The organism is Dongia sp., from assembly GCF_041910485.1.
Lineage (GTDB): Bacteria > Pseudomonadota > Alphaproteobacteria > Dongiales > Dongiaceae > Dongia.
Map to the genome: position 1 here is coordinate 63,829 of NZ_JAYRQR010000035.1, position 26,966 is coordinate 90,794.

Here is a 26,966-nt window from a genome sequence, read left to right on the forward strand (position 1 = left end):
TTGAGGGTATTTCTTTTTGTCCATTTCGAACTTCTCACCGCGTGTTGAACTTGTCGGCACAGGCGCACAGACAGCGTTCACGCTACCTTGCGAAGTGTTCGCCGCTGCTGACGTAAAGGTCTATGTCAACGGCGTGTTGCAAACGCTGACCACGCATTACAGCGTGTCGGGTGTCGGTAGCGACACAACGATTATCACGTTCCTTGTCGCGCCAGCTAACGGCGCGTCAGTCGTCATCGTTCGCGACGTTGCCCCAGAACGTAGCGCTGATTACAGCCAGTTCGGCGCATTGAAAGCTGCAACGCTCAATGCCGAGTTTGACAAGCTATGGGCTGTCATCCAGCAGCTAATCAATGACAACACGCGCTTGCTTCAATTCAATGAAGCTTTCCCGCTATCCGCTTCAACGACTCTCCCTCTCCCTACCCCAGACACATACTTGTCTTGGAACGGATCAGGGACCGCCCTCGTCAACCGCAGCATCACCGCAGCTGGTGCCATTGTTGACGCGACCACGACCCTTAAGGGCTTAGTCGAGCTAGCGACCGACGCAGAGACACAAGCGCTCGCATCCACAACGCTAGTCATCACGCCAAGCAACCTTGGCGCTCTATCCGCTTCGACCAGCCAGAAGGGCTTGGTCCAGCTTGCGACCGATACCGACGTATCGGGCGAAACCGACAACACCAAAGCAATCACCGCCCTTGCGCTCGCAACAGCAGGCGTCGGGTCCGATCCCGTCTTTGCATGGGCCAACTACATCTAAGCAACAACAGAAGGAACAATGGCAACAAAACCAGTATTCGCCGCAACACCACGACAGGGTCAAGGCACAATCTCTACCGCAGAAACTTCGTTCTCTGCACCAACCAACGTAGCAACGATCTTCACGGCTGGCGCTTCTGGATCACGTATTGAACGTGTCCGCGTTTGCGCAACAGGTACAACAGCAGCAGGTATCGTCAACTTGTGGCTACACGATGGCACCAACTATCGTTTGGTTCGTTCTGTCCTTCAATCAGCTATCACGGCTTCAACAACGGTTGCCCCTTGGGGAACTGACGGTGCGGGCTTCGTATACTTTGAAGGTGGATTGATCCTACCAACCGGCTGGTCATTGCGTGCTTCAACAACAATCGCTCAAGGCTTCCACATCACAGCGGACGGCGCAGACTTCTAATGAACAATGGCATCTATGGCGTGCCAGCACAGAACCAAACAGGCTTCTATCAATCGCCGTGGATGCCAATGACGAGGTTCGCAGCAGCAACACGCTACATCATCCCGCATCCGTATGAGGACCTTCCAACGATGGCTCGGCAACTCTATCGCTGCAAAATCGCACAAGCGCACTATACACCCGGAATGGTCATTCAAGAGTTGCCACGTTATGCGGGTATCGGTGATGGATGCCAGTTGGTGCTTCGCCCATATGCAATTGAACTGTGCATGGGATCGACAGGTGTATTTCGTTCGCGCAATTCGGGGGCCAATTCTTCAATTGCTCTCACTCCCGCCAATTGGGAAGTCGCTCTATTGGTGATCAAATGAACAATGGACTCTTCGGATCAGGTTGGGCCGAGAATACGACTGACCTTGTTGCTGTAACACTTGACCCTTCATATTTCGCTAGTGCCGGCACCGCCCGAAAGTGGGCTAATCCTTTCATGGGCCCATGCTTGGTGCAGATCGTATGGCGCATTTTGCCAACTGGCGCTGGTTCTGGATTGGTAACTGGCGACTTGATGTATGTCGCAGGACAGCATAGCGGCAACGGTGGTTCTGAGGGGCTTGGATATCAAATTGAAGATTGCAGTCAGAACATCGTTATTCGTCAAGGCACCTACTTGATGACTTTGTTCATGGACGGCACTTCAGGAGACTCTTCGGCAAGCACAGGTTTCCGCGTATTCGTCAACGCGGTTGGACTGCAAAGCAATTTGCTGCGTGGCTTTCATGGACGCCCTGTAAAGAAGTATGTCACACACAAGAGACAGCTTGCATTGAACGCGAACTATAGCTTCACAAGCCCTTGTGATAGAGCACCTGCTTTCTTCACAACAACGCTATTCAATAAGATCGCTGATGCTGGATACAAACCGGGAGAAGCTGTCCAATTTGATTCGAATTCACAGGGAACAGGAGCAAGCAACTTTCGCTCTTGCTACAGATGGCGTCCAGGAGCGGTTGACGTTCGCATTGGAAACGCTCCCATCATCAATCACAAAACCACTGGCGTCGAAACGACCATAACCGCCGCCAACTGGGAAATATGTGTGAACCTATTAGCATGACCGAAGAACGCAAGAAGATGAGCGCTCTTTGTGTGGGCCTACTGATTTGGAACTTCATAGGCATCTGGGGCTTGATGGTGTTCCCATACTTGATGGGCATCCTTGGCATTGATCTTCCCATTGAAGCGCCGTTGCATCTAATCGACGTGACGCTAGCTCTTGTCGCAATGGCATGTGGCGTCGGCCTTCGCAGCTTCTTTGAAGTCGTCAAAGCGTACTTCTCACGAGGCACAGGCAATGTTGGTTAAGCGCTCACCTCGCCTATTCGCAATCATTGCTTTGGTGACGCTGTTGGCGTGGGCAGTCGTTCGCGTCGAATACGCTTTACATCCACCAGTTCATACCATCGCTTCCGATAAATACTAGACACACGACCACGACGGAGAACCATGTCAGATCAAGACGAGATCGCGAAGCGCGTAGCTGCCGCGAACAAAGCCAAAGAAGGCCAGCCAGGAAAGCGCCAAGCAATCAACCCAAGACCCAACAGAGTCGATAGCCAGTTCATGGACCCAATGCGCGACCAAGCGCTTGAGTTCTGGGGTGAAGCTTTGCTTGCGTCACGTAAGCTAGTGCGCGCTGCAATCGACGCAGCGAATGATGACGAGCTAACCGACAAGGACAAACGCGCTCGCATCAATACCGCCACATCATTTAGCCCCTTGCTGAAGCACCTCGCACAGTTTGCCAGCGGCGCTGTTCACCCAGCTGGATCAAACACCGTCGCAGAGAAAGAGCTAGCAGCCGAGCGTGTTGCATTGGCACGTCAGAAGTTCACGGCGAAAGAGGAAGAAGCGCTAGCCGAATTGATCGCACGCAACGGCAAGAAGGACAATGAAGAATAAGCTATCGCTCGAAGCGCAGCAGCTTAGGGACGATTTCATTCTTCTTTGCTCCGATCAGGATTTCATTGAATCAGTTCAAGAGGAATGTCGCGCGTCGTTCAAAGAGTTCGTCTGCTACTATCACATGTTTCAAGGCTGGGGCACCAGCAAGCCACAGATCGCGATGGCGGAGTGGCTACAGAGTAGCGACGACCGCGAACCACTTCGCATCTTGCAAGCATATCGACACAGCGCCAAGTCTCACATTACGGCGCTCTATGTCGTATGGCGTCTGTTTTGTGACCCCGACTGGACAGTTATCATCGTCTCTGCAACCGAACTGATTGCAGGGCGGAATGCTGCGTACATCCGAAAGATTGTTGAACACTTCCCTATCGTACAGCACTTGAAGCCTAGTGACCCTGACCACTGGAAGAAAACAAGTTTCAGCGTCAATCGCACGACAGAGTCACTTGCACCATCCGTCACCATTACCGCTGTCACGTCCGCATCAACCGGCATGCACTCCGACATGCTGTTGTGCGATGACGTGGAGATTCTAGAGAACAGCCGAACTGAATTGAAACGTGAGGAAGTCTGGGAAAAGGTCCAGTCCTTCCTATCGCTCTCACCGCAACACCTGTATGTCGGCACCCCTCATACGAAAGAGTCGATCTATTCACGTCTCCACGAGACGGAGAATTTTTATCACGAGCTAAAGATTCCGGCGAAAGACGAGTTCGGCAACATGGCTAACCCCGATGTGCCGATCAATGGTGAGCTACAAGACGAAGCTTGGTTGAAGCGTAAAGAGGCGGGCATGACGAAGGCTATGTTCATGTCCCAGTTCTTTTTGGTGCCTTCGGATATCGAAGACTCTGTTTTGCAAATCGACATGATCCGGTTCTTCGACCTGGAACTCCGCGCCGTCGAAGATCCATTATCGGACAACTACTACTCACGTTGGAGCTTCCTACTAGGCAACACAGCGCTACGCGAGATCGTGGCCTACTACGATCCTGCCTCGGGGCTCAAAGGCCGTGATGATAGCGTATTGGCTATTGCTGCGCTCGATTGGAACAACAACGTCTATCTGTTGCACGTTCAAATCCTGTCCGCTGTCACGGCGGAACATGCGTATGAAATTCAGGTGCAAGAGGTCGTTGAGTCCTGCATCACCTGGGGCGTCGGTCGCGTCTATGTTGAACGCAACGCACACCCTACCCTGTACCACAACGTCAGCAGCGTAGCGAAGAAGGTCAAGGCACGTCTATTCGTCAAAGAGGCGTTGCGTGGTCCAACGAAGTCAAAGAACGAATTCGTTGCAGATACCCTTGAACCATTGATCCGCTCGGGCAACTTCTGGGTCAGCGATGCTCTATGGAAGAATGAACCAAAGCTGCGATCACAGTTCCAGAACTTCCCTAACTTGCGTCATGACGACGTTATCGACGCCGTAGCTGGTGCAGTCGCACAGCTTCACTTGATGAAGGGATCAGCAACGAAGGACGCGAAAGATCGTCCAATGATCAACAGCGTCCCTAAGCATGGCGTCATCAACAAGTATGTCCCCGCTCGTTGGAAGAAGAAGTACTAAGCATTGCGGATGCGGCGCAGAAACTTTGCGTCGCTCTCCCCTTTCATCCGTTCAAGCTGTGTGTTCTTCAACCTGATCACGTCCGGGTTCTCGGGTGGCGGGTTGATTGGCGTGATGCTGATTTCATAGTCATCGTGAAAGACGCCCTCTTTGGCGCACGGCCAGCACGTCAGATTGCGACCCAGGTTCTTTATGAACGTGTCCGCCGTAATCGAATTCATCTTCAACTTCTGTGACCGCACTTTGCTCAACAACTGCGCTCGCGTGAGCGTCCCCGAATGACCGCAGCGACGACAGGTGACATTCACAATATCCCCTTCGTCCAGGTCGCTTACTCGGCATCGAAAGAAGGGGTAGCGCATCGCTCGTGTTCCCGGTTCGTTCCCGCAATATCTCCCAAGACAGACCGGCTCGTCAACCCGCATCGCTTTAGACGTTTGAAGCGAAATACGCTCCCGGCAAGGCATTGAAATTCCACGACAAAGAAGTTTACAAACATCTGTTGCAAGCCTGCGCTTTGTGTATTCTATAGACGGTCATCTTTCACCTACTACCCGAGGACAGATGACCGAAAACAAGATCCACTTGGACCGCGAAACGGCTGACGAGATTCGTTCCCTGCTGGGGAAGTCCACCGTTGCCGTCCTCGAATGCTGCGACAGGATCGTTGCGATCTATGATCAGTATTCGCTCAACGGACAGCCACATAAGAAGCTAGAGCGCTTCATACAGAAAGACCTCGGCTGGTCAGTGCCGAAGTTCTCTATGTTCTGCACCGTCGGCCGCAATGCCAACATCAAGCGCTTGCGTCAGACAGCCCCCGCTACGCTGCCGGTCAGCTGGACAGCGCTGTACGAAGTCGCTTGCATGGACGATGAGACGTTCAAAGCTGCGCTCAAGGCGAAGATCATATGCCAGGACGCAACAGTCCGATCGCTCAAAGCAAAGCGCAAAGCGAAAGACGCCAGCGACGAAACGCGGACAAAGTGCCTCGCTGAAATCTATGTTGAACCTGGGATGCCAGGTCTAGGGCAAGACGATCTTGAATGGCTCGACATGATGCTGTGTCAAATCCAAGACCGCACACAGGCAGTCCGCGTCGTATCGAATATTGAAGCGCTAGCTGACGCAAACTGGAAAGCCGAAGGGCGCGCCGACACAAGAGATCAGAAGCGCAAAGACAAAGAGCATAAGAAGCTGCGGCGCAAACAATACCGCGAGCGCAACAAGACACCAGAGGCGAAGCGCTATCCCCTCACCTTCGAGGAGTTTTGTGACGAGCGCGATTCAGAAGAAGGGATACGCAGCGTCAACGATTATGGACAAATGCGGCTGTAGTTTGATATCGACAAAAAGAAACGCTCAAAGATTCCACTTTGAGCGCTTTTTTGTGCATTGTAGCTGCTTGATCCTACACGGCTATTCAGGTCGTTTGTTGCGTGGTTTCCGAATAGCCCCGTAGGATGGCGTTTTAATGCCAATCCAGTGGATCGCTACATCCACTCGTCTAATGTTGATACTGTCATACGATCCGCCAGTTCCTCTGGCTTCGTCCGCATTAGCTGATCAGCTTTGTGTGTCGCTTTCAGCTTCGAATAGAAGTCCGAAATCATCTTAATGGACGTTCCCATGTTGGCGGCAACGTCCTCGACCGCAGTTTCAGCGATCAAGCTTTCGGTACAATACGTGTGCCGCAACGAATAGAGAGTGCGCGCATTCCCTGTGTTGTCGAACTTCAAATTTGCGATGACCAGAAGATCATGAAAACAGTCCGACCAGCGGTGCGGACGTTCTCCGTCAGGCAGAGTGAAAACGTAGTCAGCCTTTTTCGTGTGACCTGTGAACTTTGCTATCTCCTCAAAGACCTTCGCATCAATGCGCGCGACGACCTCGCGGACTTTCTTCGTTTTGCCTTTCGTGATCGTCAGCTTGACGTATGGCTTTCCGCTAACTGACTTAGCGCGCAAATCAACATGCTGCCATTGCAAGCCCTCAATCTCTGCACCAGGGCGAACGCCAGACGCGAGCATGATACGGACATAATAGTACAGTAGCGTCCGCATAGCCTTTGTCTTGGAAGTATGACCAGTGTTCATGTAGCTTTGCAGCGCGGTCATTAGCTGCTTCTTTTCTTCACCTTCGAACCAATCGCGCGCTTCTGTTTTGCGTCCGTTGTTCTTTAGCTCGGGTATCTGATCAACGTTGATCCACTTCTTGCGTCGAGCAATCGCGAACACTTCGCGCAGGACGACATTGAACGCGTTGACGGTAGACTTGCTGTGCTTCTTTCCGTCGTTCTCTTTGAGGCGCCACGCTTCCCATTCAAGCATCGTTTCATGATCGATCTTGTCGATACGCTTCTCTCCAAAGAATGGGGTGATCCACTTGCGCAGAAACATGCGGTAGTGTCCGTGGATCGCTTTCTTGCTTCCCGCTTTCTCTAGTGCGTCGAGTTGTTCGATATAGAGTTGAGCAACAGCTTTGAAGCGTGGCGTCTTGAGCGACTTCCCTGCTTCTCCCAAGCCTTCGACTTTGCCCATGCGTTTGATGGCAGCAGTCTTAGCTTTCGCCTTGTCTGTCTCGCCGGTAGAAAAACGGCCCCAACCATCGGGGCCTTTGATACGCGCTTGCCATACAGGGGAGTCGGGTCTGCGATAGAGATACAGACCTTCGGCTATTTGTTCGTTTTCATCTGACATTGCGTCACCCGATCAGAGGGGAATCGAGTGGTGCCCAGAGCCGGAATCGAACCAGCGACACTATGATTTTCAGTCATATGCTCTACCAACTGAGCTATCTGGGCACGTCTCGATCAGCGACGATTCGCTGTGACATGATATGTTGGTATTGTGCTACGCGTAAACGCAGCACTAACCGCTTGAGATCACAGGGCTTTCGCTGGTGAGTAGTGCATTTTCAGTCACATGCTCTACCAACTGAGCTATCTGGGCCCCGTGCGGAACGGGCGGATATTTAATGGCTTTGCAGGCGCTTGTCCAGCCGCAAAATGACGAAAAAAGCGACGTCAGATCAATCGCTTGACTTCTCATCCTCATCCGGTGGCGTGGCGGCGGCGGGAATCTTGTAGACACCGCTCAGCCAGCGATTGAGATCGACTTTCTTGCACCGGGCCGAACAGAAGGGCCGGTAGGCCGGTTCGCTCGGGTTGCCGCAGATCGGACATTTGCTCATGAAAGCTCTCCACGCCACATTTCAGCGAGGGTCGGGCCGTTGCGCCGGCGCGAGATTTCGACGAGTCCCAGGCGCGACATGTTGCCGACCCATTCGATTGCCGGGTCGATGCCAGCCGCCTCGCGCAGCGCCTCCAATACCTGTTCCCGCTTGTTGCGGTTTTCAAGATCGATGAAATCGATGACGATCGTGCCGCCCAGATTGCGCAGCGCCAGTTGTCGCGGCACCTCGCGCGCCGCGGCGATATTGACGGATAGCGCCGTGCGCTCGATCCCCTTCTCCTGGTTGGCGCCCGCGGAATTGACGTCGATCGCCGTCAGCGTCCGCACCGGCTCGATCAGCAATTCGCCGCCGCCCGGCAGCGGCACCACCTCGTCGAGCCCCTCGGCGATGGCATCCTTGATGTCGGCGCGCGAAGGTATCCAGTCGCGCTCGGTCACGAAGGCAATCTTCCCTGCAAAGGCCGGCCGCACGCGCGCGCACCAGGCTTCGATGATCGGCACGTCGACGCGGCGGTCGCAGGTGATGCTGTCGACCACTTCCAACGCCTCGAGCCCCCTTTGCCACAGCGTCGGCGGCGCCACCAGCAAGGCCGGCGGCTGCTTCCCTTGTGCCTTTACCTCGACCGTCGTCTTGATACTAGCCGTCAGGCGCACGCCCTTCTCATCATGTGCATCGCGCCGCACCTGAACGATCAGCGCATCCCCCTCGCTCAGTCGCACGCCCTGCCTCTTCAGCGGCAGCAACCCTGGCTTATCGAGGCCGATCTCGACGAAGGCCGCATTGAGGCTCGGCTCCACCTTCGTGACGCGCCCCAGATAGATGCCGCCGATGCGGCTTCCCTCGCCTGCCTTCTCGCGCAACGCCTGCACGAGATTGTCCCCATTCCAACGGAAGAAGTCGGTGCGGTCGGGTGAGATGCTGATGAAGATCTGATCGCCCATGATCACTCCCGATGCCCAAGGCCGGTCAGCATCGCCTGCGCGTCGCTCAGGGAAAGGCCGACCACGTTGCTGTAGGAACCGATGATCTCGGGAATGAACGCGGCGGCGCGGCCCTGGATCGCATAGCCGCCGGCCTTGCCGTGCCACTCGCCGCTCTCGATATAGCGGGTGAGCTCGGTTTCATCGAGGCGCTTGAAGATGACGGCGGTGGTCACGACGCGCACCGCGCGACGCCCACCCGGTGCGGCGATGGCGACGCCGCCCACCACCTTGTGCCGACGGCCGCCCAGCAATTCCAAGCACTTGCGCGCCGTCGCCGCATCCTCGGCCTTGGGCAGGATGCGCCGGCCGAGGGCCACCACCGTATCCGCCGCCAGCACGAAGGCCCCCGGATGGCGCGGTGCGACGGCATCGAGCTTCAGGGTCGCGATGCGCCGGGCATAGGCCGCCGGCAGCTCGGCCGGCAGTGGCGTCTCGTCGACATGGGGGGCGTCCACAGCGGCCGGCACGATCCCGATCTGCTGCAAAAGATCGAGACGCCGGGGTGAGGCTGAGGCGAGAATGAGGGGCAAGAGCGAACCTTCCAAAATGACGTTTGTTCTACATTGTAGAATATGAGCCGACCCAAATCTCAGATTTGGGGGGCCCCGGTGACCGGAAAACGCTCCCGAATCCGCCGCATCAGCCCGTCCCGGACCGAGCGGTAGGCCTCCAGCCGGTCCTCGCGCGATCCTTCCACGATGGTGGGGTCGAGCGTGTTCCAGAACTCGACATCACAGGCCATCGTCCGGGTCATGTCGACCGCCTTGTGCTGCGCCTCCGGCGAGAGGGAGATGATGAGGTCGAACGAATCGTCCTCAAGGTCGTCAAAGGTCTTCGAGCGGTGCTTGGTGACGTCGATGCCGATCTCGTCCATCACGGCGATGACGAAGCCGTCGACATCCTGGGCGCGCACCCCCACGGAATCCACATAGACCTGCTTGCCGTGAAGATATTTCATGATCGCCTCCGCCATCGGCGAGCGCACGGAATTGTAGGTGCAACAGAAGAGGACGCTGCCGGGGAGGCCCTGCGCCATGCAGGCCTCACATCTTGACGTGCAACGCGCAGATCAGCGTGAACAGCCGACGTGCGGTGTTGAAGTCGACCTCGACTTTGCCGGCGAGGCGTTCACGCAGAATTTCCGACCCCTCATTGTGCAACCCCCGCCGCCCCATATCGATCGCTTCGATCTGCGAGGGCGAGGCTGACTTGATGGCTTGGTAGTAGCTTTCGCAGATATCGAAATATTCCTTCACGATGCGCCGGAACGGCGACAGCGAGAGGATGAACTTGTAGAGCGGATCGTTCCGGTCGTCCTTGATGTCGAAGACGAGACGGTTTTCCTCGATGGACAGGGCCAGATGATAAGGCCCCTTGTGGTCGATCGCCGGAACGAACTCGTTTTCTTCAAGCAGATCGAAGATGGCAACGGCACGCTCTCGCTCGACTTCGGCCGAGCGGCGCGAGGTTGATTCCTCGTCGAGATCGATGCGGATCAGCCGGCCCGTACTCATGGGGCCCACCTTTAGGCCACGGCCCGGCGCAGGCGCTCGACATAATCGCCGATCTCGCGCGGGAAGGTCTTCATCGCCGTGCGGTTGACGATGAGGCGCGAGGTCACTTCGGCGATCTTCTCGATCTCGACCAGATTGTTGGCCTTCAAGGTGGCACCGCTCGATACAAGATCGACGATGCGACGGCAGAGCCCCAGGGTCGGCGCCAGTTCCATCGCACCCGAAAGCTTGATGCATTCGGCCTGCACGCCGCGCGCCGCGAAATAGGCCTGGGTCACGTTCGGGTATTTGGTGGCGACGCGGATATGCGACCAGCGACTGGGATCGTCCGTCTCGGACAGGTCCTTGGGCTCGGCCACCGACAAGCGGCAATGGCCGATATTGAGATCGACCGGCGCGTAGATTTCCGGATAGTCGAATTCCAGCAGCACATCGTTGCCGGCGACGCCAAGATGCGCCGCGCCGAAGGCAACGAAGGTCGCCACATCGAAGCTGCGCACACGGATGATTTCAAGCTGCGGGTCATTGGTACGAAAGCGCAAGGCCCGCGAATTCTCGTCCGCGAACTCAGCCTCAGGCTCAATGCCGGCTCGCTTCAGGACAGGCAGAACTTCCTTGAGGATGCGCCCCTTGGGCAGCGCCAGAACAAACACGTCACTCATCAGCGTCCCTTGACCCCCGCACCCGCATGATCGTGATCCGGGCGCCACTGCGTGGGCCAACCTTCGCCCATGTCCTTGAGGAACACGCTGAGTTCCGAAACCGTCAACTGAATAACCCCGCCACCCGAAAAGAACAGGTTCAGCTTGTCGCCGTCCTGCTGCAGCGTCAGAAGAGACAGGAACTTGCCCCGCTGCTTCAGATCGACGCCGCGGCTGCGAACTGCCGTCACCTTGTCGACACACAAGCCGCAGTGAATGCGCTGTTCGGTGTCGTGGTAATCGTCCGCATCGTGGAAACTGGCGTCACCCTGATCGGCAGAAGAGCCAGGCCGGCCAGCCGGCCGCCGCTCCCAGCGAAAGCGGTTGAGCAGCATGATGAAGCGCTGCTCGCCGCTCAAATACTGAACCTCGGAGATCGGCACCAACGCATCCTGCAGGCAAGCGGCAATGATACCGAGATCATCGGCATCCTTTGCCATCAGCCGCATATCATGGCCCGCCGGGTTCGCCATCGCCCTACTCCGCAGCACCGTCGCTGAGGCGCTCGATCTCGGCACCGCAGGCCGAGAGCTTCGCCGTCAATTTCTCGTAGCCGCGATCCAGATGGTAGACACGGTTGAGGAAGGTGTCACCCTCGGCCGTGAGGCCCGCCAGAACCAGCGAGACCGAAGCGCGGAGGTCGGTTGCCATCACCGGGGCACCGGTGAGTTTCCGCACACCGCGCACCATCGCGGAGGAGCCGTGGACGTTGATCGAGGCACCCATGCGCGCCAGTTCGGGGACATGCATGAAGCGGTTCTCGAAGATCGTCTCGGTGATCATCGAGGCACCCTCGGCCGTCGTCATCAGCGCCATCATCTGCGCCTGCAGATCGGTCGGGAAACCAGGAAAGGGTTCCGTCATGACGTCGACGCCGTTCAAGGCGCCGTTCTTGCGCTTCACCATGATTCCATTGGGCGTTTCCGTGAGCGACACGCCGGCCTGGTCGAGCGTTGCCGCCGCGGCGCCGATGAGGTCGTGGTGAAGGCCCACCAGTTCCACCTCGCCCCCCGTGATCGCCGCCGCCATCGCGTAAGTGCCGGCCTCGATCCGGTCGGCAACCACCGCGTGGGTGCAGCCGTGCAGCTTGTCGACGCCCTGGATCTTCAGATGATCGGTACCGATGCCTTCGATCTTGGCGCCCATCGCGTTGAGGCAATTGGCGAGATCGGAAATCTCCGGCTCGCGCGCCGCATTGATGAGGTGCGTCTCACCCTTGGCGAGCGTCGCCGCCATCAGCAGGTTTTCCGTGGCACCCACGGAAACCTTGGGAAAGGCCACTTCCCCACCCTTCAAGCCGTTCGGCGCCTTGGCGATGATGTAGCCGGAATCGAGTTCGATCTCGGCGCCCAATTGCTGCAGGCCCTTGATATGGAGATCGACCGGGCGTGTGCCGATGGCGCAGCCGCCGGGCAGCGACACCTTGGCCTTGCCGTGGCGCGCCACCAGCGGCCCCAGCACCAGCACCGACGCGCGCATCTTGCGCACGAGATCATAGGGCGCCGTGGTCTCGGCGAGCCCCTTGGCGGAGAAGATGACCGAGCGGTCCTTGAGCGACTGGCGCGTCGTCACCTCGACGCCGAGATGCGCCAGGAGGTTGGTCATCGTCGTGATGTCGGCGAGGTCCGGTACGTTGTCGAGACGAACATCGTCGTCGGTGAGCAGGCAGGTGCACATCAGCGGCAAGGCGGCGTTCTTGGCGCCGCTGATCCTGATCTGGCCCTTGAGGGCGTTGCCGCCGCGAATGCGAATACGATCCATTAGTTTCGGTTCCGATCGACTTTAAAGGCGCGGCAGGGTGACGCCGCGCTGACCCATATATTTGCCGGCACGGTCCTTGTACGAAGTCTCGCAGGCACTGGCGCCTTTGAGGAACAGGAACTGGCAGGCGCCTTCGTTGGCATAAATCTTGGCCGGCAGCGGCGTGGTGTTGGAGAATTCCAGCGTCACATGGCCTTCCCATTCCGGCTCGAGCGGCGTCACGTTGACGATGATGCCGCAGCGCGCATAGGTCGACTTGCCAAGGCAGATGACCAGCACGTCGCGCGGCACCCGGAAATATTCGACCGTGCGCGCCAACGCGAAGGAATTGGGCGGGATGATGCAGACATCGGTGTCGCGATCGACGAAGCTCTTCGGGTTGAACTCCTTCGGGTCGACGACGGCTGAATCGACATTGGTGAAGATCTTGAACTCGCGCGAGACGCGCGCGTCATAGCCGTAGGACGAGACACCGTAGGAGATGACGCCGTCGCGCTTCTGGCTCTCCACGAAGGGCTCGATCATGCCGTGCTTTTGCGACATCTCGCGGATCCAGGTATCGGGCATGATCGACATTGGCGGTGGGGTCCCTTTCAGGCGTCGAGGATAGGTTTTGTGGATTGGCGCCAGGAGCGGATTCGGCCTTTCCACCGAACGCCCCCAATCGCGCCGTTTGTATCGGAAGGGCTGGAAACCCTCAAGTTTTAGCGTGCCGCCCAGGCCTTTGAGGGGACGCTTCCGGCTGGCCGGCTGGGGTTGCCCCCGCCTCACCGGCAGTCGGCCCGGCGTCCCCCTGGGCCCGGTCGCGGGATTGGGCCTTGCGGCGCTTGAGATTCGCCCGGAGCGCCGCCGCCAGACGCTCGGCCTTCGCATCCGCCGTCTTTGCCCCGGCACCCTTTCCCGGCTTGTCGTCCCCACTCATCCCCATTGCCCTCTGTCCGCAATCAAGTTACTGAATTCATGACATTTAATTAGGGCCAAATTGGGGTGTCGCCAAGGCCGTTTGCGGGTTTTCATCCCTCTTTCCCCAGCGGGTGTCGTAGCGCTTGCTATCGGAAACTCCTTCTGGCATGTTCCGCGCCGCTTCACCGGGCCTCACCCAAGCCCCTTCAATCGAAGCTTTAAATGGCGCCGTCGTAGCTCAGGGGTAGAGCACGTCCTTGGTAAGGACGGGGTCGGAGGTTCGATTCCTCTCGACGGCACCAGTTCCCCCCCATCGCGATCAAGTCACTAGCTGGGTCCAAGCGAACGCGTTTCTCGCGCTGACGGACTCTTGTTCCGCAACTGTTCTACTCCTCCGTCGAATTCAAGATCAGCCCGATCCTTGAATAAGCCAAAGGCACGAGCACGGGGCGCCCAGCGGCGTCTTGGCCCAGATCGCAAGCCGCCTGCTCTCTCAGTGTCATCATTCCATCAAAGGCATCGTGCTTTGAGATGCATCCAGAGAGACATTGTGTCTGATAAACTTCTACCATTATGCGATTCGGTGAATCGGTACAGGCATTGAACGAGAGGTTGGCGTGAAGAAAATCATCATTGTCGCGGTACTTTTGGGGACGATGACACTCGCAGCGTGCGCAGCAAAGCGTCCGGCAGATGGCGGATCGGTGACGGTCGTCTCTTGGGGAGGTGCCTATGCCGATACCCAGCGCAAGGCCTTCTTCAAGCCCTACATGGCGGCGACCGGCAACGATGTTGTCGAGAAAGAGTATGACGGCAGCCTCGACCAGCTGGCCGCGATGGCGCAAGCGAAGAAGGTGACCTGGGACGTCATCGACGTTGATGCCGCTACCGCCATTCAAGGTTGTGATGACGGGCTTTTCGAAAGGCTCGATATGATCAGGATTGGTGATCCGGCCAAATTCCTGCCGGGAAGCGTCATGGATTGCGCAGTCGGCACCGTCGCCTATTCAACCATCTTCGCATTCGATGACGGCAAGTTCACTGGCAACCATCCGACCACCCTTGCTGACTTCTTCGACGTTCAAAAGTACCCCGGCAAACGCGGCCTGCTCAAGAATGCAGCCGGCAATCTGGAATGGGCCTTGCTGGCAGATGGAATGCAACCGTCCGATATCTACAAGACACTGGCGACACCTGAAGGTGTCGATAGGGCCTTCAAGAAACTGGACACAATCAAGCCGGAAATCGTTTGGTGGGAATCTGGTGCGCAGCCGATCGACCTTCTTGGCAGCGGCAGGGTTGTCATGACCAGCGCTTGGCACGCCCGTATCAACAACGCCATCAAGAATGGAAAGAACTTCAAGATCGTCTGGGACTTTCAGGAACTCGATTGGGACTTCTGGGCCATCGTCAAAGGCGCGCCCAATCTCGGCCGCGCTTACGATTTCGTAAAGTTCGCCAGCGATCCAAAGGTCATGTCGCAACACTCAAAGTACATTGACTATGGACCTACACGAATGGATGCGGCGGCGCTCGTGGATCCGGACATCGCCGGGACTATTCCCACGCACCCGGACAATATGGCCACGGCATTTCCAATAGACCCTCAGTTTTGGGCCAGGAACAGCGACGCTTTGAATCGTCGCTTCGATGCGTGGCTGGCCCAATAAGGCCGGTTAGCTGCGTCGAGCGGCCAGCTTCAGCACATAGGCATAGTGCAACAGGTCCGCGCGCCGGACGGCGGCCAGGGTTGCGCGGGTGACGATGAACCCGGCCTGCTCCGCCAGGGCAACGAAATCCGGCGCCTCGAAAGCGGACCAGAGCAGGATCACGCCACCCGGTGCCAATTTGGCGGCGAAGGCGTGGAGGCCATCCGCTGAATAGAGGCGCGCATTGTCCGGTGCCACCAAAGCCTCTGGCCCGTTGTCGACATCGAGCACGATGGCATCGAAGGGACCGACATCGGCACGGCGAATGAAAGCGCCGATATCGCCGGGAACGAGGACAAGACCCGCCGGCCGTTGGGGCAGAACGGTCGGCCCCACGAAGCGGTCGAACCAGTCGATCACTTGGGGGCTGAGTTCTGCGACCGTGATGCGGCCGCGTCCCTGCAGCGCATCTGCCGCTGCCGCCAGCGTGTAGCCGAGACCGAGGCCGCCGATGAGAATGTGGGGCTCCCTGTCCTGGGCAATCTTGACCGCCATCTGACCGAGGGCGGTTTCGGATTGATGGCCGAAACCGTTCATCAATTCGAGCCCGTTGGCGCGGATCATGAACATGTCGCCCTGTCGGTAGAGCGCCAGCTCGCCGTCGGGAACCGAGGCGCTTTCGATCCAGTCCCAGGCCATGATTCCCTAGACCCGCTTGAAGATGAGCGAGGTGTTGATGCCGCCGAAGGCGAAATTGTTCGACATCAGATAAGCGATATCGAGCGGACGTGGAGCCCCCTGGATATAGTCGAGTTCGGCGCAGCGCGGGTCGATATTGTCGAGATTGATGGTGGGCGGGAACCATTGCGCCCGCATCATTTCGATCCCCAGCCAGGCTTCGAGGGCACCGCAGGCACCAAGCGAATGGCCGAAATAGGATTTCAGCGAATGGATCGGCGCCGCAAAGCCAAGCGCGGCGCGGGTTGCTTCCGTCTCGGCGATATCGCCCCACTCGGTGGCCGTGCCGTGGCCGCTGACGAAGCCGATCTCGGTAGCCGGCAATTCGGCATCGGCCAGCGCTTCGCGGAGCGCCACCTGCATCGTCGAGGCCTGAGGCTGTGTCACGTGATTGCCATCGGCATTGCAGGCGAAGCCGACGATCTCGGCATGGATGGTGGCACCGCGCGCCAAAGCGCGCTCGCGTTCCTCCAGGATCAGCGTTACGGCACCTTCGCCGATGACGAGGCCGTCGCGGTCGCGGTCATAGGGGCGCGGCGTCGTCTCGGGCCGGTCGTTGCGGGTGCTGGTGGCATAGAGCGTGTCGAAGACGGCGGATTCGGTCACGTCGAGTTCATCGGCACCACCCGCCACCATGACATCGGCCTTGCCCCATTTGATCGCCTCATAGGCATAGCCGATACCCTGGCTGCCAGAGGTGCAGGCGCTGGACGTGGGAATGACACGGCCCGTGATGCCGAAGAAGAGCCCGATATTGACCGCCGCCGTGTGGCTCATCATCTGGATGTAGCTGGTGGCGTTGAGCGTCTTCGACTGGCCATCCTTCATCAGTTCGGCGAATGCCATCACAGGTGCCGGACTGCCGAAGGAGGAACCATAGGCGATACCGGTGCGCCCGCCGGTGACGATGGGATCGCCGAGGAGGCCGGCATCGGCGAGCGACATTTCGGTGGCACGCACCGCCATGCGGGCGACGGCACCCATCGTGCGAATCTTCTTGCGCGGATAGAGCTCGTCGACGGAGAAGCCGACGACCGGTGCGGCGAGGCGCGTGTTGAGGCCGATGAAGCGTTCCCATTCGGGCAGGCGCCGGATCGCGGTTTCGCCGCGCATCATGTGACCCTGGATTTCCGGCCAATTGTTGCCGAGAGCGGTGATGCCGCCCATGCCGGTGACGACGACGCGCCGCATCAGATCATGCCCCCATTGACCGAGAGCACCTGACGCGTGACGTAGGCGGCACCGTCGGAGCAGAGATAGGAGACGGCGGCCGCGACCTCGGCCGGCTTGCCGGCGCGGCGCATGGGCACCATCTTCAGCGCCTCCTCCATCGGCAAATCGGCCACCATCTGCGTCTCGATGATGCCGGGCGCCACACAATTGACCGTGATGTTGCGCTTGGCCAGCTCGATCGCCAGCGCCTTGGTGGCGCCGATGATGCCGGCCTTGGCGGCGCTGTAATTGACCTGGCCCCTGTTGCCGGCGATCCCTGAAACGGAGGCGATGGTGACGATGCGGCCGCCCTGCCGCGCGCTCACCATCGGCATCACCGCCGGTCGCACGACATTGTAGAAGCCACCAAGATCGGTATCGATCACCTCATCCCACTCGGCATCGGTCATGGCGGGGAATGCGGCATCGCGGGCGATGCCGGCATTGAGCACGATGCCCCAATAGGGGCCATTCGCTTCGATGTCGGCCTCGAGTACGGCGCGCGCGGCATCGCGGTCCTTGACGTCGAAGGTGAGGAGCCGGCCTTTGCCGCCGATCGCCGCCAGGGTCGCCTCAGCGCCGGCCAGGTCGCGGCCGTAATGGAGGGCCAAGGTGAATCCGTCGGCCGCCAGCTGCTCGGCGATGGCGCGGCCGATGCCCTTGCTGGCACCCGTCACCAAAATGGTCCTGCTCATTTCAGCCCCAGTTTCGTCACATCGATCCCCTGTCTTGCCAGCGTACCGGCAAGGTCCGCCGGCTGGTGGAGCGTCAATTGCGCCCGCGCCACCAGACCTTCAGGGTTCGCCAAACTACAATCGAACACACCCGTTTCGCCATCCCGGAATACCAGCTCGGCGCGGACCGAGAGGCGCTCGCCGGGGGCGAACCAGGGCCGCTCGGCCTTGAAGTTGCGCGTGCCCAGCAGGAAGCCGATGCGGACCGGCCCCCCCGCCCGTTTCGCTTCGAGCCCGACGAACGCGCCGCAGGCCTGCGCCATCCACTCAATGGCGATATGGGCGGCGACACCGCGCCCGGGTTCGAAGAACGGATTGTCGGGCCGAACCGAGAGTTCCACCTCGATCACCGTTTCCGTGGCGTCGAGGACACGGTCGAGCAGCACCATGCGGCCGGCATGGGGCAGAAGGTCGGCGACCGGATAGGGGCAGGCAACCATCACCAATCCCCCCGCCCCAGGATGAGCGCCATGTTGCTGCCGCCGAAGGCGAAGGAATTGCTGAGCATGGCGCGGCGCGGCGCCGGTGCGAGCCTGGTCTCACTCGCAACGAGATTGAGCGGCGGGATGTCGGGATCGACGGCGCCATCCCAGAGATGCGGCGGCAGCCGGTCCTGGCCATAGTCTGGATGCAGAGCCAAGTAGAGGAAAGCAGCCTCGCAGGCGCCGGCTGCGCCCAGCATGTGGCCGGTCATCGCCTTGGTCGAACTGCAGGGGGTCGCTGCACCGAAGATATTGTGCACCGCGCGCCCTTCCATCGCATCGTTGAGGGGCGTCGCGGTGCCGTGGAGATTGACATAGGCGATGTCGGCGGGGGAGAGGCCGGCATCGCTGAGAGCCGCCCGCATCGCCGCCTCGGCACCGGCACCGCTCGGATCCGGCGCGCTCAGATGATGGGCGTCGGAGCTCTCGCCATAACCCAACAGCGAGACGGTGGCGGGGGCGCGTGTCAGCAGGAAGGCTGCCGCCCCTTCGCCGATATTGATACCGTCGCGGTTGCGGCTGAAGGGCTGGCAGAGGCCGCGCGACATGGCGTCGAGGGAGGCAAAGCCATTGACCGTCGTGCCGCAGAGCGTGTCGGCGCCGCCGACGATCGCCGCATCGCACATGCCGGCGTCGATCAGGCGCCTTGCCGAGGCAAAGACCTTGGCGCTCGACGAGCAGGCGGTGGCGATGGTGTAGGCTGGCCCGGCAACCCCGCAGGCAGCGGCCGCCGCCTCGGCGATGCTGCCCAGTTCCTGCTGGCGGTAGTCGAAGCCAGCCGGCCAAGCGCCATCTCGCTGGCGTGCCGCGAAGGCCACTTCGCCCTCGGCAATGCCCGACGTGCTGGTGCCGAGGATGAGCGCGACGCGCGACGGCCCGAACCGGTCGCGCGCGGCGTCGATCTCCGCGCGGATCTCATTCAGCGCCAACAGCATCAGCGCATTGTTGCGGGCCGGGTGCAGTGCGGGTGCCGGCAGCGGGCCGTCGACCAGGCCGACCTGCGCCATCCGGTCTGGGAAAATGCGCGCCTCATGGGCGAGACCCGACCGCGTGCCGGCGAAGAGCTGGCGCGCCACCGCCTCCTTGCCGATGCCGATCGGTGTCGCGAGACCCATCGCGGCCAGTCCGAGCCTCATGGCGCCACCTCGGCTGAACGGAGGTCGATCGTATAGCCCCAGGCACTGTTGCGGTAGTGGACGCGCCCATCGGCACCGTAAGAGATGTCGAGCAGGATGCGCCCATCGGCTACCACCTCGCGCGAGCGGCCGGCATCGCGCAAGCTGGCGCCCGCCGCCTGCAATGACCGGCGCAGCACATCGCGCGGCCAATAGAGAAGGATGATGTCGGCCAGCATCGGCCCGGGCTGGATTTCAGGCGGCAGCCAATCGGCGCGGGTCGCCGTGATGCTTCCGTCTCTCTCCCAAGTGAGCTCGATACCGCGGCGGCCGAGCCCGTCAAGGCCCAGAAGGTGCAGCTTCTCGGCCGTCACGCTGAGGCGCACGTCGAAGGCGAACGTCTCCGCCCCCCGGCGAATGACGAGGTGCTGGAGCCAATCGACATCGCGCCCCAGATCGCCCGGCGCCGGCAAGGACAAGGCGCGGCCGGGGGCAAAGAAGGGCTGCTCGCCGATGGGCGCCGGCGGTGCCGCACAGGCCGCGAGCATCAGCGACAGGATGAGGCCAATGCGCTTCAAGATTTGGCCCCGCGCGGATTGACGTTGCCGGCGAGCGGGGCCAGCAGGAATGCCACCAAAATGCCGATCAGCATGGTGAGACCGAACGCATGCACGGCAAAAACACTGCTGAAGGCAAGGAGACCGAAGGACAGCAAGGTCGTCACCATATCCAGAAGCACCGCCAACATGGTGACCGGCCGGTGCGCCCGGTCGGCCTCGGCGCAAAAGGTGGCATAGTCGACCCCAATGGCAAGGACAAGGATCAACCCCATCACATGGAAGAAGCTCAGTCCCTCGCCGGTGAGCGCGATGAGGGCCGGCGCCAGCAGGAGAGCTGCCAAAGGCGGCAGCAGCACGACAATCCCGCCCTTCAGGCCATAGCGCCAGCCGAGCGGCAGGATCATCAGCAAGGCCGACATGCCGATAAGCCAGAGCGCCTTGTGCCGGTAGGCGCCAAGCCGAGCGGAGAAGTCGCCGGCCGGATCGAGAAAGCGGACGCCTTCCATGCCGGAAAGGGCCGCCCGCAGGGCCGCTGGATCCTTGAGGCCATCAAGCGCGATCACCTGTGACCCAGGCCCCAGCAGCCATTCGTCCAGAAACGGAAAGGCACCACTCGCCCGCGCCTCGGCCAGGGTAAAGGGCTGCGGACTAGCAGCCGGCGGCAGTTTGAGTCCCAAGGCCACCGCCTGCGCGGTAACGTCGAGCTTCGAAGTGAGTTCGGCGTTTTCCCTTTGGCGCGCCAGCGAGGGGACGAAATCGGCGGGGCCGCGATGGGCCGCTAGCGCGCCCTCTCCCACCAGCCTATCCAGAATGGCGCCAACCCTCTCCCCTTGCCTAAGCGCTGCTTCATCGTCGGCAGCCTCGATGGCGACGAATTGCGGCGCGGCGCTGCTGCCGGCCAGTTGCGCGATCGCTGCCTGGTCGGCTAGCAATGTGGGAGACAGGGATTGCATCCGCCGCACATCGTCATCGACCACGGCACGGGAGAAGCCGACGGCACCCAGGATGAGCAGAAGAGCGAGGCTTACCCAACACAGGCGTCGCAGCCGCCCATCCTCCCACACATGCGAGAAGAGATCGGCAACCTGCAGCATACGCGCGGCATAGCGCGGCGCAACACCTCGGTCGAGATAAGGAAACCAGAAAACCACCGTGAAGAAGGACGCCGTCAAGCCGACGATGGAGAAGATCGCCACTTGGCGCAGCGCCGGAAATGGCGCCAGCAACATGATCGCATAACCGATGAGCGTTGTGAGCAAACCGATGCTGATCCCCGGCAACACTTTACGGAGGCGTGTCCAGGGATCCGGACGCGCCGGGTCGAACACGGTCGCGCAATAGTGAATGCCGTAATCGACCGCAACGCCCGTGAGGCCGACACCGAACAGCAAGGTCGCGATATGGATGTCACCGAACATCAGCAGATTGGCGGCGAGCCCCGCGCCAATGCCGACCGCGACGGCGAGCAGATTGATCAGCAAGGGACCGGCGCGCCGGAACGCCCCCACCAGCAGCAATATCGTCCCCACGGTCGCCATCGTTCCCAGTGTCGACGTCTCGCGGAGGCCAGATGCCGAGCCTTCCGCCGCGAAGAAGATGGCGCCGGTCCGATATAGTTTGAGATCCGGCAGTTCTTGAACCAGTGCATCAAAGTGGCCGTCGAGGGCACCGACGAAGCGCTTCTGAACATCCAGCGCATAGGGATCTCCCGTCACCTCGCCGCTGACCAGTACCCAGGTGACGCCGCCTTCGCGTACCGAAAGGCGACCCTCGTCCGGGGCAAGCCGCGAGAGCGGCGCCGGCAAAGCGGCGAGGAACTGCGGCATCAGAAGAAAGGGGTCCCGCGCCAGCAACCGCGCATCCGCGATCCCACCCACGCCGAAGACCTGCGCCAGTGCGCGCCGGGCAAGAGCAGCGCCCTCGCCCTCCGTCAGGGCCGCCCGGTCGCCGGCCGAGAGCAGCAAACCCGTGCGCGGCAAATAGAATGCGCCCAACCCCTTGATCCGGTCCGCCCCCAAGGGCTCAATCGCAGCCAGGCCGCTGCCCATGAGTCCAGCCTCGATATTGTCTGCGGCCTGTCGGGCAAGCTTGCGATCCGGATGGCCGACCAGGAGCACGAAGCGCCGCGCGGCCTTGTCGAGGAGGCGCTGTTCGAGGTCAACACTCTCACCGCCGCGCGCTTCGGCCGGCAGGAGAGAGAGAAAATCGGTACGAAACAATATGCCGCGCTGCCATGAGACACCGAGATACAGCGCCCCCAGCAGGACCAACAGCAGCCAGACCCAGGCGAGCGGCTTTGCAGCGCGCGGCGAAATCATGGCCCGCCAATCGTCCCGAGCAAAGTGCGCTCGTCAGCGGAGAGGGGCTCGTTCGATCGCTTCTGATCGGAGAAGGTCAGGATGTCCCTGTCGCCGCTGGCCTTGGCAATCTCAACCCGTTCGACGGCGGTGGCACCGATTAGGTCAATTTCGGCAATCGGCATCTCCCCGCCTGGCTGCGGCTTGAGAGTCAGATGCCATTTGCCTCCTTCTTCCGACCGCGAAACCGCAAACTTCTGCTCCAGACTGCCGAGATCGCCGGCCAGCGCACCGGTCAGCATATCGTAGAGACCAGCCATGAACGGCGCCTTGCTTGCCGGCAGGTTGAGCGTCGTCGCCCCGTCCGATTGCTGCGCCAATCCTTTTTCGCTCATCAACGTCGTCACGGCGAAAGGCTGTTCGACCCGCCAGATGAGCCCCTCGCCCGGCGCCAGGACAAAGCTTCCCGAACTGCGCAACGGTGCGTCGAACCCCTGCAGCAGCCGTTCCTGCTGGAACTGCCCGCGCAGAATGTCGCCAGGCTTCAGCGCCACCATTTCGTCGGCGAGGGCCGTCCGGGAGAGGATCAACCCCATGCAGCAGAGGATCAGCCGGATATGGGTCAGGTTCCAGCGCATAATGCCTTCTTCACCCTTTCCAACAGAGCGGGCGGGGATTCGAGATTCAATTCCCCAGTTGCCGCAGTGACGGCGACCTGAATGGTGTGTGCCTTGGTCAACACCTCGTTGCTGGCGGCGTCGAGGCAACGATAGTCGATGCGCAATCGGTTCTCGTATTCAGTTAGTGTGGCCCGCACGAGGATGCGTTGCTGGTAGCGAACCGGCCGCACATACTTCACCCGCATGTCGACGATCGGCCACAGATAGCCGGACCGTTCCATCTGCGGATAATTGTAGTCGATCTTGTCGAGCAGCAGCCCGCGCACTTGCTCGAAATAGCGGATGTAATTGCCGTGCCAGACCACCTGCATGGGGTCGAGGTCATAGAACTGGGCGATGATTTCGCATTCGGCACTGATCATGAGCGGCCTTCCTTGCGCCCCGGATTCCAGAAATCGAAGAAGTTATACCATTGCAGCGGAAAATCGCGCGCATAGGCTTCAAGGCGTGACGCAAACAAAGCGGCATATCGGTCCAGGGCCTGTTGCCGGTCCTGGCGCGGCAGATCGATGCGGTCGGCGAACTTCTCGACATCGAGGATGTGATGCCCATCCTGGCGCAGGCAGAACAAGGTATAGACCGGGCATTCGAGGAGGGCGGCGAGAATATAAGGACCTTGCGAGAAGGGAGCTGGCCGGCCGAGGAACGGCACCAGACTGGTACGCTCGCTGTTGATCGGCACCCGGTCGCCGGCAATAACCACCCAGTCGCCCCGCTCAACCCGCTCCTTCAGCTCCATCGCAAGCGCCGGCCCCAGATCGGTCACTTGGCGCGTGTTGACGGCTGCAACGGGTCGGTACTTGCGCAGGAGGTGATTGTAGCGCTCGGCATGGCGCGTATGCACCAGGACCAGGAGGCGGCGCCGCGTCGCATCATCAAGAAGTGCTCGGGCAAGGTCGACATTGCCGATATGACCGATGATGAACAAAGCTCCGGACGAAGCGCGCTCGGCTTCAGCAAGGTCAGCCACCCGCCCAGGCCGCACCGCATCCGGTGAAACGGCACCCGTCCAACCCAGAAACGTATCCAGCGCGCGCCCAGCGAAGCTCATGAAATGACGAAAGCCCAATGGCCACAAGCGGGTTGCGTCGATTACGGCACCGTTTGCGGCCGCCTGCTGCAGGAATGCCCAGGATGCCAAACGCTGCTCGCGTCCAGTCAGATAGAAATAGAAAACGACCGGCGACATCAGAGCGAGGCAGGCTGAGCGCCCCAGCAGACCAGCCGCGAAGGCCCAGACCTCGAGCCCCCAGGACGCGCCACGTTCGGCAAGCCAAGCCCAGTGACGAGACCCGTGCCGACGGCGCAACAATTGCGGCAACCGTCGCAGCATCCCGAAGAACAGGCGCGTATGCATGGCCGAAATGCGCAGATTGTCGCGCCAGAGATCGAAGTTCGAGGTATTGCCTTGCGGATAGACGACAGCCACCGGCTCTTCGACCACCTGGATGCCATCCCAGAACAGCCGCACCATGATCTCGGTATCGAAATCCATGCGGCGGCCGATATTGGCGCCACCTGCCAACAAAGCCGCAACGGCCGCCAGTGGATAGATGCGAAGGCCGCACATACTGTCGCTGATGTCGAATGAAAGCGTCTCGATCCAAACCCAGACATGCGTGACATAGCGGCCGATCGCTCGCCCCATCGGCACCGATCGGTCATAGACAGGAACACCGGCAATGAGGGCGCGAGGGTCGCCCTGAATGCGGGCGAGAAGCCGCGGGACAGCGCCAAGATCGTGCTGGCCGTCCGCATCAACCTGCAGCGCGTGCGTGTAGCCGGCCGCCATCGCCAGTTGAAAGCCATGAAGAACAGCCCCGCCCTTCCCCTGATTGGGATCGAGGCGGGCAACTGCAATGCCGCGCGACGGGTCCGCCAGACCGGCCAGGGCAGCAGCAGTCGCGTCATTGCTGCCGTCATCGATGATGAAGACGGGCAGACCCAGCGATGTCAGTGCAGCGACGATACCCGGCATCGCGCGGCTATGATTGTGGCTGGGGATGATGGCGCAGATACGAGGCGCGTTGTTCATGTGTCACCCAGCCGAATGATGCCCGACGTCAGGGTCTCATCACCGAAACGGTAGGTGAAAGAAAGTCGCCTCCGCGCGGCATCGTGTGCCAGCTGCAGCGTTACCAAAGTTCCCGGCAAGGTGAGGCGCTGGAACTTGACCTGATAGTTCGACGCCGCCGCGATGGGAAGCCCCAGATGCCGCGCGGCCAGTTTTACCGCCCAGTCGATCTGGGCAACGCCCGGCACGACCGGCATGCCGGGGAAATGTCCACCCAGCTGGATCATGTCCGGCCTGTTGAAGAGGTCGATTTCGACCGCGTCATCCAGACGGCGGACAGCTCTTGTCTCGGGTTCCCGCACCGATGCCGGTGCAAACAAGGCGCGCAGATCGGCATCGCTGACCTTGCCCATTGCCCCCACGGGCAGGGTGTCGACGAAGCGCCAGCGCCGCGGCATGGCAGCCGGTTCCTGCGATTGCGCGAGAGCCTGACGCAACAAGCGCCCAAAGCGGAAGGCACCGAGCCGCACCAGCTCGGCACGGCCCAGTTCGGACGGCACGATGACGGCTCCAAGCACGATGGGATCGTCGGGCAAAGCTACCAGGGCAGCGGCGGCGATCTGCGGCAGTGACTGCAATCCGCTTTCTACTTCGGCGAGGCTGACGCGCTTGCCTTCGATCTTCGCGATGCGGTCGGCCCGTCCCAGCAACCGGAAACCACCGTCGGGTTCAAAGGCGGCAAAGTCGGACGTGTCATGACTTTGCGCGCTCGGCAGGAACGGTGAACGGACGACCAAGGTGCCCGTCGGCGAAAGATCGAGTGCGACATCCGGTACGGCGTGCCAAAGCGGGCCCGCCTCCTGACGTCGTCGCGTGGCAATGATTCCGGTTTCCGTGCTGCCATAGATTTCGCATAAGGGCGCCCGCAGGCTGTCTTGTGCCGCACGCGCTGCTGCGTCCGACAAAGGGGCGCCAGCCGACATGAGACAGATCGGCTCTTTTCCCGATGCCGGCACGTGCAATCCGCCAAGGCGTGTCAGATGTGCCGGACTGCTGACGATGACGGCACCTGGCGTCAAATCCGCGAGCAGGCTCTCCCAATGCACGTGGACGCGGCTGTCAAAGGTGCGATGGCTGAGAAGCGGCCAAAAGAGCTTGGCAGTCAAGCCGAAGAGATGCTGATGGGTTACGGTGCCCTGAACGACCGCATCGCGGGGAATTGTGGGGGAGAGCACTTCGTCCAAGGCGGCCGCTTCGCGTTCCATCGCCGCAAAGCGCTTTTCGACCCGCTTCGGCTCGCCCGTCGAACCGGACGTAAAAAGGACCAAGCGGCCGTTCGCCGGATCGAATTGCGGAAGCGTTGCGCCCACCGCGTAATGTTGCCGAAGGGGGATCACTTCGGGGAAGGCGATATCGTCCCGATCGCACAGCGCCAGATCCCATTCGCCCCGCAAGGCAGCAATGACACCGGGGGTCGTGTTCTGCGGCAAGATTGCGTCCGCACCGACAGCGGCGAGGGCGAGCAATCCCACCGCGCACCAATAGGTCTCGTCGGTGACCAGCAGACCACGGCGACATTTCCGCGCCGCAAGGAGAGCGGCAACACCGGTCACATCGGCGCGAAACTGGGCCAGGGAAACCGAGCCATCGGCACGGCGGGCGATCACGACATCGGCGGCGCGCGATCCATCAAAAAGAGAAGCGAGAGTCATC

General features: G+C 60.4%; 31 protein-coding genes and 2 tRNA genes. 10 read left to right on the plus strand and 23 right to left on the minus strand.

Annotation, left to right across the window (positions count from 1 at the left end):
- Positions 1–16: 16 nt before the first annotated feature.
- From ACE3PP_RS11080 to terL, 7 genes are all read left to right on the plus strand, one after another.
- Complete coding sequence (locus ACE3PP_RS11080) at positions 17–766, plus strand: phage tail fiber protein (RefSeq protein ID WP_374381960.1); 750 nt, start codon at positions 17–19, stop codon at positions 764–766.
- A gap of 18 nt (positions 767–784) precedes the next feature.
- Positions 785–1,180, plus strand: coding sequence for a hypothetical protein (locus ACE3PP_RS11085; protein WP_374381962.1), 396 nt, complete (start codon positions 785–787; stop codon positions 1,178–1,180).
- Positions 1,180–1,551: a hypothetical protein gene (locus ACE3PP_RS11090; RefSeq protein ID WP_374381965.1), complete on the plus strand. Its 372-nt coding sequence runs from the start codon at positions 1,180–1,182 to the stop codon at positions 1,549–1,551. The genes ACE3PP_RS11085 and ACE3PP_RS11090 overlap by 1 nt, the downstream gene beginning before the upstream one ends.
- On the plus strand, positions 1,548–2,294 hold the full coding sequence (locus tag ACE3PP_RS11095; protein ID WP_374381968.1) for a hypothetical protein: 747 nt from the start codon (positions 1,548–1,550) through the stop codon (positions 2,292–2,294). Before ACE3PP_RS11090 ends, ACE3PP_RS11095 begins: the two co-directional genes overlap by 4 nt.
- Positions 2,291–2,542: a hypothetical protein gene (locus ACE3PP_RS11100; protein ID WP_374381971.1), complete on the plus strand. Its 252-nt coding sequence runs from the start codon at positions 2,291–2,293 to the stop codon at positions 2,540–2,542. The genes ACE3PP_RS11095 and ACE3PP_RS11100 overlap by 4 nt, the downstream gene beginning before the upstream one ends.
- 141 nt (positions 2,543–2,683) lie before the next feature.
- Positions 2,684–3,139, plus strand: coding sequence for a hypothetical protein (locus ACE3PP_RS11105; protein ID WP_374381974.1), 456 nt, complete (start codon positions 2,684–2,686; stop codon positions 3,137–3,139).
- Complete coding sequence (terL, locus tag ACE3PP_RS11110; protein ID WP_374381977.1) at positions 3,129–4,715, plus strand: phage terminase large subunit; 1,587 nt, start codon at positions 3,129–3,131, stop codon at positions 4,713–4,715. Before ACE3PP_RS11105 ends, terL begins: the two co-directional genes overlap by 11 nt.
- On the opposite strand, the gene ACE3PP_RS11115 is transcribed toward terL, so the two are convergent.
- Positions 4,712–5,077 carry a hypothetical protein gene (locus ACE3PP_RS11115; protein WP_374381980.1) on the minus strand — a complete coding sequence of 122 codons (366 nt, stop codon included), beginning with the start codon at positions 5,075–5,077 and terminating at the stop codon, positions 4,712–4,714. The two genes, terL and ACE3PP_RS11115, sit on opposite strands and share 4 nt — an antisense overlap.
- A 202-nt stretch (positions 5,078–5,279) precedes the next feature.
- Here ACE3PP_RS11115 and ACE3PP_RS11120 point away from each other — a divergent pair, with 202 nt between their 5' ends.
- Positions 5,280–6,053: a hypothetical protein gene (locus tag ACE3PP_RS11120; RefSeq protein WP_374381983.1), complete on the plus strand. Its 774-nt coding sequence runs from the start codon at positions 5,280–5,282 to the stop codon at positions 6,051–6,053.
- 155 nt (positions 6,054–6,208) lie between these two features.
- Here ACE3PP_RS11120 and ACE3PP_RS11125 read toward each other — a convergent pair whose 3' ends face one another.
- From ACE3PP_RS11125 to dcd, 11 genes are all read right to left on the minus strand, one after another.
- Positions 6,209–7,414 carry a tyrosine-type recombinase/integrase gene (locus ACE3PP_RS11125; RefSeq protein WP_374381986.1) on the minus strand — a complete coding sequence of 402 codons (1,206 nt, stop codon included), beginning with the start codon at positions 7,412–7,414 and terminating at the stop codon, positions 6,209–6,211.
- A 28-nt stretch (positions 7,415–7,442) separates the two neighbouring features.
- A tRNA-Phe gene (locus ACE3PP_RS11130) sits at positions 7,443–7,518 on the minus strand.
- A gap of 227 nt (positions 7,519–7,745) precedes the next feature.
- Positions 7,746–7,907, minus strand: coding sequence for a DNA gyrase inhibitor YacG (locus tag ACE3PP_RS11135; RefSeq protein ID WP_374381989.1), 162 nt, complete (start codon positions 7,905–7,907; stop codon positions 7,746–7,748).
- Positions 7,904–8,851: a ribonuclease E/G gene (locus ACE3PP_RS11140; protein WP_374381992.1), complete on the minus strand. Its 948-nt coding sequence runs from the start codon at positions 8,849–8,851 to the stop codon at positions 7,904–7,906. The genes ACE3PP_RS11135 and ACE3PP_RS11140 overlap by 4 nt, the downstream gene beginning before the upstream one ends.
- A gap of 2 nt (positions 8,852–8,853) precedes the next feature.
- On the minus strand, positions 8,854–9,423 hold the full coding sequence (locus ACE3PP_RS11145; RefSeq protein WP_374381995.1) for a nucleoside triphosphate pyrophosphatase: 570 nt from the start codon (positions 9,421–9,423) through the stop codon (positions 8,854–8,856).
- Positions 9,424–9,482: 59 nt separating this feature from the next.
- A complete protein-coding gene (locus ACE3PP_RS11150) occupies positions 9,483–9,929 on the minus strand; it encodes an arsenate reductase ArsC (protein ID WP_374381998.1) in 447 nt (148 codons plus the stop codon).
- A gap of 7 nt (positions 9,930–9,936) precedes the next feature.
- Entirely contained in the window at positions 9,937–10,407 is a 471-nt protein-coding gene (locus tag ACE3PP_RS11155; RefSeq protein WP_374382001.1) for a UPF0262 family protein, read from the minus strand.
- Between the two features lie 11 nt (positions 10,408–10,418).
- Entirely contained in the window at positions 10,419–11,069 is a 651-nt protein-coding gene (hisG, locus tag ACE3PP_RS11160) for an ATP phosphoribosyltransferase (protein ID WP_374382003.1), read from the minus strand.
- Positions 11,069–11,581, minus strand: coding sequence for a DUF2948 family protein (locus ACE3PP_RS11165; protein WP_374382006.1), 513 nt, complete (start codon positions 11,579–11,581; stop codon positions 11,069–11,071). The genes hisG and ACE3PP_RS11165 overlap by 1 nt, the downstream gene beginning before the upstream one ends.
- Before the next feature lie 4 nt (positions 11,582–11,585).
- Positions 11,586–12,869 (minus strand): UDP-N-acetylglucosamine 1-carboxyvinyltransferase, encoded by a 1,284-nt coding sequence (murA, locus tag ACE3PP_RS11170; protein WP_374382009.1) that lies wholly within the window; start codon positions 12,867–12,869, stop codon positions 11,586–11,588.
- A gap of 21 nt (positions 12,870–12,890) precedes the next feature.
- Entirely contained in the window at positions 12,891–13,445 is a 555-nt protein-coding gene (gene dcd / locus ACE3PP_RS11175; protein WP_374382012.1) for a dCTP deaminase, read from the minus strand.
- A 554-nt stretch (positions 13,446–13,999) separates the two neighbouring features.
- Here dcd and ACE3PP_RS11180 point away from each other — a divergent pair.
- Together ACE3PP_RS11180 and ACE3PP_RS11185 are read left to right on the plus strand one after the other, a co-directional pair.
- Positions 14,000–14,074: transfer RNA gene (locus ACE3PP_RS11180), tRNA-Thr, on the plus strand.
- Positions 14,075–14,389: 315 nt separating this feature from the next.
- Complete coding sequence (locus ACE3PP_RS11185) at positions 14,390–15,442, plus strand: extracellular solute-binding protein (RefSeq protein WP_374382014.1); 1,053 nt, start codon at positions 14,390–14,392, stop codon at positions 15,440–15,442.
- Positions 15,443–15,448: 6 nt separating this feature from the next.
- Here the strand turns inward: ACE3PP_RS11185 and ACE3PP_RS11190 are convergent, their stop codons facing one another.
- The 11 genes from ACE3PP_RS11190 to ACE3PP_RS11240 are packed head-to-tail and all read right to left on the minus strand — an operon-like array spanning position 15,449 to position 26,965.
- Positions 15,449–16,120 carry a hypothetical protein gene (locus ACE3PP_RS11190; protein WP_374382016.1) on the minus strand — a complete coding sequence of 224 codons (672 nt, stop codon included), beginning with the start codon at positions 16,118–16,120 and terminating at the stop codon, positions 15,449–15,451.
- Positions 16,121–16,126: 6 nt separating this feature from the next.
- Positions 16,127–17,350 (minus strand): beta-ketoacyl-ACP synthase, encoded by a 1,224-nt coding sequence (locus ACE3PP_RS11195; RefSeq protein WP_374382019.1) that lies wholly within the window; start codon positions 17,348–17,350, stop codon positions 16,127–16,129.
- Entirely contained in the window at positions 17,350–18,066 is a 717-nt protein-coding gene (locus tag ACE3PP_RS11200; RefSeq protein ID WP_374382022.1) for a 3-ketoacyl-ACP reductase FabG2, read from the minus strand. The genes ACE3PP_RS11195 and ACE3PP_RS11200 overlap by 1 nt, the downstream gene beginning before the upstream one ends.
- A complete protein-coding gene (locus ACE3PP_RS11205) occupies positions 18,063–18,545 on the minus strand; it encodes a hypothetical protein (protein WP_374382635.1) in 483 nt (160 codons plus the stop codon). The genes ACE3PP_RS11200 and ACE3PP_RS11205 overlap by 4 nt, the downstream gene beginning before the upstream one ends.
- Positions 18,545–19,723, minus strand: a complete 1,179-nt coding sequence (locus tag ACE3PP_RS11210) for a beta-ketoacyl-ACP synthase (RefSeq protein WP_374382025.1) — start codon at positions 19,721–19,723, stop codon at positions 18,545–18,547. Before ACE3PP_RS11210 ends, ACE3PP_RS11205 begins: the two co-directional genes overlap by 1 nt.
- Positions 19,720–20,280, minus strand: coding sequence for a DUF3261 domain-containing protein (locus ACE3PP_RS11215; RefSeq protein ID WP_374382028.1), 561 nt, complete (start codon positions 20,278–20,280; stop codon positions 19,720–19,722). Before ACE3PP_RS11215 ends, ACE3PP_RS11210 begins: the two co-directional genes overlap by 4 nt.
- On the minus strand, positions 20,277–22,580 hold the full coding sequence (locus ACE3PP_RS11220) for an MMPL family transporter (protein ID WP_374382031.1): 2,304 nt from the start codon (positions 22,578–22,580) through the stop codon (positions 20,277–20,279). Before ACE3PP_RS11220 ends, ACE3PP_RS11215 begins: the two co-directional genes overlap by 4 nt.
- Positions 22,577–23,197, minus strand: coding sequence for an outer membrane lipoprotein carrier protein LolA (locus ACE3PP_RS11225; protein ID WP_374382034.1), 621 nt, complete (start codon positions 23,195–23,197; stop codon positions 22,577–22,579). The genes ACE3PP_RS11220 and ACE3PP_RS11225 overlap by 4 nt, the downstream gene beginning before the upstream one ends.
- Positions 23,182–23,601 carry an acyl-CoA thioesterase gene (locus ACE3PP_RS11230; RefSeq protein ID WP_374382036.1) on the minus strand — a complete coding sequence of 140 codons (420 nt, stop codon included), beginning with the start codon at positions 23,599–23,601 and terminating at the stop codon, positions 23,182–23,184. The genes ACE3PP_RS11225 and ACE3PP_RS11230 overlap by 16 nt, the downstream gene beginning before the upstream one ends.
- A complete protein-coding gene (locus ACE3PP_RS11235; protein ID WP_374382039.1) occupies positions 23,598–25,274 on the minus strand; it encodes a glycosyltransferase in 1,677 nt (558 codons plus the stop codon). Before ACE3PP_RS11235 ends, ACE3PP_RS11230 begins: the two co-directional genes overlap by 4 nt.
- Positions 25,271–26,965, minus strand: coding sequence for an AMP-binding protein (locus tag ACE3PP_RS11240; protein WP_374382041.1), 1,695 nt, complete (start codon positions 26,963–26,965; stop codon positions 25,271–25,273). Before ACE3PP_RS11240 ends, ACE3PP_RS11235 begins: the two co-directional genes overlap by 4 nt.
- Position 26,966 lies beyond the last annotated feature (1 nt).

Excerpts from the sequence above, each read along its gene's own strand:
- ACE3PP_RS11085 (WP_374381962.1), top strand. The coding sequence starts at position 785 with ATGGCAACAAAACCAGTATTCGCCGCAACACCACGACAGGGTCAAGGC.
- ACE3PP_RS11090 (WP_374381965.1), top strand. The coding sequence starts at position 1,180 with ATGAACAATGGCATCTATGGCGTGCCAGCACAGAACCAAACAGGCTTC.
- ACE3PP_RS11095 (WP_374381968.1), top strand. The coding sequence starts at position 1,548 with ATGAACAATGGACTCTTCGGATCAGGTTGGGCCGAGAATACGACTGAC.
- ACE3PP_RS11100 (WP_374381971.1), top strand. The coding sequence starts at position 2,291 with ATGACCGAAGAACGCAAGAAGATGAGCGCTCTTTGTGTGGGCCTACTG.
- ACE3PP_RS11105 (WP_374381974.1), top strand. The coding sequence starts at position 2,684 with ATGTCAGATCAAGACGAGATCGCGAAGCGCGTAGCTGCCGCGAACAAA.
- terL (WP_374381977.1), top strand. The coding sequence starts at position 3,129 with ATGAAGAATAAGCTATCGCTCGAAGCGCAGCAGCTTAGGGACGATTTC.
- ACE3PP_RS11115 (WP_374381980.1), bottom strand. The coding sequence starts at position 5,077 with ATGCGCTACCCCTTCTTTCGATGCCGAGTAAGCGACCTGGACGAAGGG.
- ACE3PP_RS11120 (WP_374381983.1), top strand. The coding sequence starts at position 5,280 with ATGACCGAAAACAAGATCCACTTGGACCGCGAAACGGCTGACGAGATT.
- ACE3PP_RS11125 (WP_374381986.1), bottom strand. The coding sequence starts at position 7,414 with ATGTCAGATGAAAACGAACAAATAGCCGAAGGTCTGTATCTCTATCGC.
- ACE3PP_RS11135 (WP_374381989.1), bottom strand. The coding sequence starts at position 7,907 with ATGAGCAAATGTCCGATCTGCGGCAACCCGAGCGAACCGGCCTACCGG.
- ACE3PP_RS11140 (WP_374381992.1), bottom strand. The coding sequence starts at position 8,851 with ATGGGCGATCAGATCTTCATCAGCATCTCACCCGACCGCACCGACTTC.
- ACE3PP_RS11150 (WP_374381998.1), bottom strand. The coding sequence starts at position 9,929 with ATGGCGCAGGGCCTCCCCGGCAGCGTCCTCTTCTGTTGCACCTACAAT.
- ACE3PP_RS11155 (WP_374382001.1), bottom strand. The coding sequence starts at position 10,407 with ATGAGTACGGGCCGGCTGATCCGCATCGATCTCGACGAGGAATCAACC.
- hisG (WP_374382003.1), bottom strand. The coding sequence starts at position 11,069 with ATGAGTGACGTGTTTGTTCTGGCGCTGCCCAAGGGGCGCATCCTCAAG.
- ACE3PP_RS11165 (WP_374382006.1), bottom strand. The coding sequence starts at position 11,581 with ATGGCGAACCCGGCGGGCCATGATATGCGGCTGATGGCAAAGGATGCC.
- murA (WP_374382009.1), bottom strand. The coding sequence starts at position 12,869 with ATGGATCGTATTCGCATTCGCGGCGGCAACGCCCTCAAGGGCCAGATC.
- dcd (WP_374382012.1), bottom strand. The coding sequence starts at position 13,445 with ATGTCGATCATGCCCGATACCTGGATCCGCGAGATGTCGCAAAAGCAC.
- ACE3PP_RS11190 (WP_374382016.1), bottom strand. The coding sequence starts at position 16,120 with ATGGCCTGGGACTGGATCGAAAGCGCCTCGGTTCCCGACGGCGAGCTG.
- ACE3PP_RS11195 (WP_374382019.1), bottom strand. The coding sequence starts at position 17,350 with ATGCGGCGCGTCGTCGTCACCGGCATGGGCGGCATCACCGCTCTCGGC.
- ACE3PP_RS11200 (WP_374382022.1), bottom strand. The coding sequence starts at position 18,066 with ATGAGCAGGACCATTTTGGTGACGGGTGCCAGCAAGGGCATCGGCCGC.
- ACE3PP_RS11205 (WP_374382635.1), bottom strand. The coding sequence starts at position 18,545 with ATGGTTGCCTGCCCCTATCCGGTCGCCGACCTTCTGCCCCATGCCGGC.
- ACE3PP_RS11210 (WP_374382025.1), bottom strand. The coding sequence starts at position 19,723 with ATGAGGCTCGGACTGGCCGCGATGGGTCTCGCGACACCGATCGGCATC.
- ACE3PP_RS11220 (WP_374382031.1), bottom strand. The coding sequence starts at position 22,580 with ATGATTTCGCCGCGCGCTGCAAAGCCGCTCGCCTGGGTCTGGCTGCTG.
- ACE3PP_RS11225 (WP_374382034.1), bottom strand. The coding sequence starts at position 23,197 with ATGCGCTGGAACCTGACCCATATCCGGCTGATCCTCTGCTGCATGGGG.
- ACE3PP_RS11230 (WP_374382036.1), bottom strand. The coding sequence starts at position 23,601 with ATGATCAGTGCCGAATGCGAAATCATCGCCCAGTTCTATGACCTCGAC.
- ACE3PP_RS11235 (WP_374382039.1), bottom strand. The coding sequence starts at position 25,274 with ATGAACAACGCGCCTCGTATCTGCGCCATCATCCCCAGCCACAATCAT.
- ACE3PP_RS11240 (WP_374382041.1), bottom strand. The coding sequence starts at position 26,965 with ATGACTCTCGCTTCTCTTTTTGATGGATCGCGCGCCGCCGATGTCGTG.